Annotated in this window: 1 pseudogene; it reads left to right on the forward strand. The window is 65.3% G+C overall.

Going from position 1 to position 4,557, the window contains the following annotated elements:
- Positions 1-4,557 (forward strand): annotated as a pseudogene (locus HDE80_RS21925) (RHS repeat protein); the annotation flags it as partial.

Consider the following 4,557-nt stretch of genomic DNA (forward strand, 5'->3'; position numbering starts at 1 on the left):
GACAGTCGACGGCGAAGGCAACGCCATCAGTAACACCGCGTATGCGACCGCGCTGACGTCGGCGCAGCTCACCGCGCTGGGCAGTACACCGACATGGGCCGCCCTGCAGGCGGACCTGACCAGCAGCACCAACGATCGCACCACCCACACGCTTTACGATGCCGACGGCCACGCCGTGGCGAGCATCGATGCCGCCGGCTTCGTCACGGTCACCACGGTCGACAGCGCCGGTCGGCCGATCAAGACGACGGCCTATGCCACGGCACTGACCGCGGCACAGCTCACCGCGCTGGGCAGCACCCCGAGCGTGACCGCCCTGCAGGCCGATCTGACCACGAGCGCCAACGACCAAACTACGCGCACGTACGATGACGGTGAAGGGCGCCTCGTTGCGCAGGTGGATGCGGACGGTTACCTCACCACGATGGCGTATGACGAGACGACGCACACCACGACCACGACGCGCTATGTCGCGGCGTTGACGTCCACCCAGTTGACGGCGCTGACCGGCAGCGAGAGTGTGGCGACGCTGGTGGGTTTGCTGGGCAGCAACACCGCTCACCAGCAAAGCAGCACGAGCGACAACGCGGACGGCCAGCTCGCGAGCGCGACGGCCGTCGACGGCACGGTGACGACCTACAGCTACACCACCGTGGGTCAGCTGCTGAGCACGACCGTCACGCCGACGGCCGGGCAGGGTGCCGCACGTAGCACGAGCGCGACCTACGATGCCTTCGGCGACACGCTGACCCGCGTCGATGGCAACCAGGCGACGATCACCTATACCTATAACGGGCTGGGCCAGCGCATCACCGCGACCGATGCCCTGGGCAATCTCACCTATACCTATTACGACGCCGATGGCCGGGTCGCCTATACCGTGCAGGGCCAGCTCAGCGGCAGCACGCGCAATGCGCTGGGTAACGTCACCGCCTACCAGTACAACGCGTGGGGTCAGGTCACGACCACGCGCACGTATGCCAGTCAGTTGACCCTCACCAGCGGCACCAGCAGCGGCACCACGCTCAATCCAGTGACCGCCACGCTGGCCCAGGTAGCCACGGCGGTGGCCGCGTTACCGGTGTCTGCGAGTGACGCTAATGGCCTGACCCGCTACACCTATACCTTGGATGGTCAGGTCGCCAGCGTGACGGATGGCCTGGGTTATCAGACCACCTCCACCTACGATGCCTTCGGCGATCGCCTCCAGGCGCAGCAGCAGCTCAGCCAGCCGGGCAGTGCGCTCAGTGCGGCCAACAGCACGATCAGCAGCTTCGCCTACGATGTCCGTGGTGAGCAGACCAGCGAGACCGATGCGGTGGGCACCGCTGTGGCCCGCAGTACCACTCAAACGTACGACGCCTACGGCCGGGTGACCAGCCGCACCGACGGCAACGGCAACGTCGTCAGCTACGCTTATGACAACCTGGGTCGTCAGGTCAGCACCAGCCAGACGGTCAGCGGCGTGGCGCGTACCACGCAGACCACGTATGACGCCTTCGGCCGCACGGTCACGCAAACCGATGCGCTGGGCAACGTCATCACCTATCAGTACAACCTGGCCGCGCACACGACGATCGTGACCACGCCCGACGGCGTGACGATGACGACGGCGACGGACGCCTTCGGCGATACGGTCAGTGTCACCGACGGTGCCGGTGATATCACCACGTATACCTACGATGCCGACGGGCGGTTGCTCACCACCAAGGACGCGCTGGGCAATACCCGCACGAATCAATATGACCTCGACGGTGAGCTGACGCAGACCACCGATGCGACGGGTCATATCGTTACCTACAGCTATGACGCCAACGGCCGGGTGCTGAGCCAGACGGTCGATCCGACGGGACTGGCCCTCACCACCACGTACCGTTATGACGGCGAAGGTCGTGCGCTGAGCGTGACCGATCCGACCGGTGTGGTGAGCACGTATACCTATGACGCGGACGGCGACACGCTGACCCAGGTGCAGGATGCGGGCAGCGGCAAGCTCAACCTCACCACCACCTCGACCTATGACGGGGCCGGCAAGACGCTGACCGTCACGGTGGGTGCCGGCACCAGCGCGGCGCGCACCACGCAATACGTCTACGACAACCTCGAACGCCTGAGCCAGCAGATCGTCGATCCGAATGGTCTGCATTTGACGACGAGTTATGCCTACGACGCCAACAGCAACCTGACCCGCGTCACCGATGCCAACGGCCACGTCACGCGTAACGTGTATGACGCCGCCAATGAGCCGGTTTACACCATCAATGCGGCCGGGGCCGTTACCCAGACGACGTTCGATGCCGACGGCCGAGTCACGGCGGTACGTGCCTATGCCACCGCGTTGACCACCGCGCAGCTCACTGCCCTGGGTGCCACGCCGAGCGTGGCCGCGGTGGCGGCGGATGTGGTGGTCAGCGCCAGCGACACGGCGTCTTACACCGCCTACAACGCCGAAGGGCAGGTGCGTTACACCGTCGACCCCATGGGCAACGTCACCGAAACCCGCTATGACGCCGCCGGACGCGTCAGCGAGACGCTGAGCTATGCGCACGCCGTGAGCGTGACGCCAAGTGAGGCGACGGTGCTGCAGGCCTCGTCGTCGACCGCGTTGTCGTCGCTGGCCAGTCTGGTCAGCGGTGCCGGCAATACCGACGCCAACGCCGAGGCGACGCTGCACCTTTATGATGCCGATGGACACACCCGTTTTGTGGTGCAGCAGAACACCGTCAACGGGCAACTGGTCGGACAGGTCAGCGAGCAGCGCTATGACGCCGCCGGACGCGTCATCGCCAGTATTGCTTATGGCAGCACGCTGCCCCTGTCGACCACGTCTGCGCTCACGGCACAGTTGACGACCAGCAGCGTGACCCAGTCGCTGGCCAGTGCACCGAAGCAGATCACCCAGAGCGTGTACGACAACGCCGGGCGTCTGCGCTACAGCATCGACACCACCAACCACGTCACCGAGACGCAAGTCGACAAGGATGGCCGCGTCACGGCGCAGCTGACCTACGTCAATGCGATCACCGTACCGGGCACGCTGACCGTCGCGACGGTCGGGGCGGCCGTCACGACCGCCGGCACCACCGGCGCACGCACCCGTACCACGACCTACGACGATGCCGGCCGGGTACTGACCACCGGCGATGCGCTGGGCGTCAACGCCACCTACACCTACGATGCCACCGGTCTGCAGCTCACGGCCGCCAATCGCGACGGTGCCGTCACCGTCACCACGTACGACCTGGCCGGACGCAAGACGGTGGTGCAGTCGCCATCGGTCACGGTGGGTAGCACCAACGCGAGCGGCGTGCTGCAGACGGCCGTCAACCAATACCTCTACACCACCACGACCTACGACGGCGTGGGCAACGTCACCTCGATCAGTCAGGGCTCCGGGCCCAGCGCCAGCGCGATCACCACGCTGAGCACGACCACCTACGCCTACGACGCCGTCAACCACCAGACCACGACCACCTATCCCGGCGGCACCGTCACCACGGTGGTGACCTACAACGCGTTGGGTCAGGCGGTAGTGGACAAGGATGCGGATGGTCATTATCAGTACAACGTGTACAACGCCGATGGTGAGCTGGCGTATGCCATCGATGCCGATGGTTACATCACGAATACCAGCGACGACGCCTACGGTAACGTCACGGCGACAACGCGGTACGCCACGGCGCTCAACACCGCGGCGATCACCGGCTGGAGTGTGGGGCAACCGCTGACCCTGGCGCAGGTACAGCAAGGTCTGGTGACCTCGGGCAGCGATCGCACCATCACTACCACCTACAACGCGCTCAACCAGAAGACGCAGGTGGTGCAGTCGGCGGTCGGGTATGACCTGGCGATGGGACCCAAGACGGCCACCGCGATGAGTGGGTCGCCCACGACCACTTATACCTACGATAGCTATGGCAACGTCACCAGCACCTCGACCCTGGTCCAGGGCGCCAATGCCACCGGCGATGCCAATGCCACGCCAGCGATCTGGGCGACCACGTATACCTACTACGATGCGCTCAATCGTGTCGTGATGACGGTGACACCGACCGGTGCCTACACCAGCCCGCAAGGCTACGTCACGACCACGACCTATGACGGGCTGGGCGATGTGCTCAGCACCACCCAGTACGCCACGGCGATCGCCGCCAGCGGTCTGACCACCACCACGCCACCGGCGGCACCGGCCGCCAGTGCGACCGATCGCACCAGCAGCTACGGCTACGACGCGATCGGCCGCAAGACCAGCGAGACCGACAGCGGCATCTACAGTGACGTCAACGGCACGACCGGTATCGCCGCCGGCAGCAGCGTCACCACGCTCACCTATGACGGCGAAAATCACGTCACGAGCCTCACCGTCAACGGCATGACCACGACCACGGCCTACGACGGCGCCGGTCGGGTGATCAGCGTGACCGCACCGGCGCGCCTGGCGTTGGTGAGCAACTGGCAATCGATCCTGCAATTGAACCCGGGCGACGATCTGACCACGGCCGCGTTGTATACCGCGGTCAGTCCGGTCACGACCTATGTTTACGATGCGCTGGGTCA

This window comes from Rhodanobacter sp. A1T4 (assembly GCF_014207185.1).
GTDB lineage: Bacteria > Pseudomonadota > Gammaproteobacteria > Xanthomonadales > Rhodanobacteraceae > Rhodanobacter.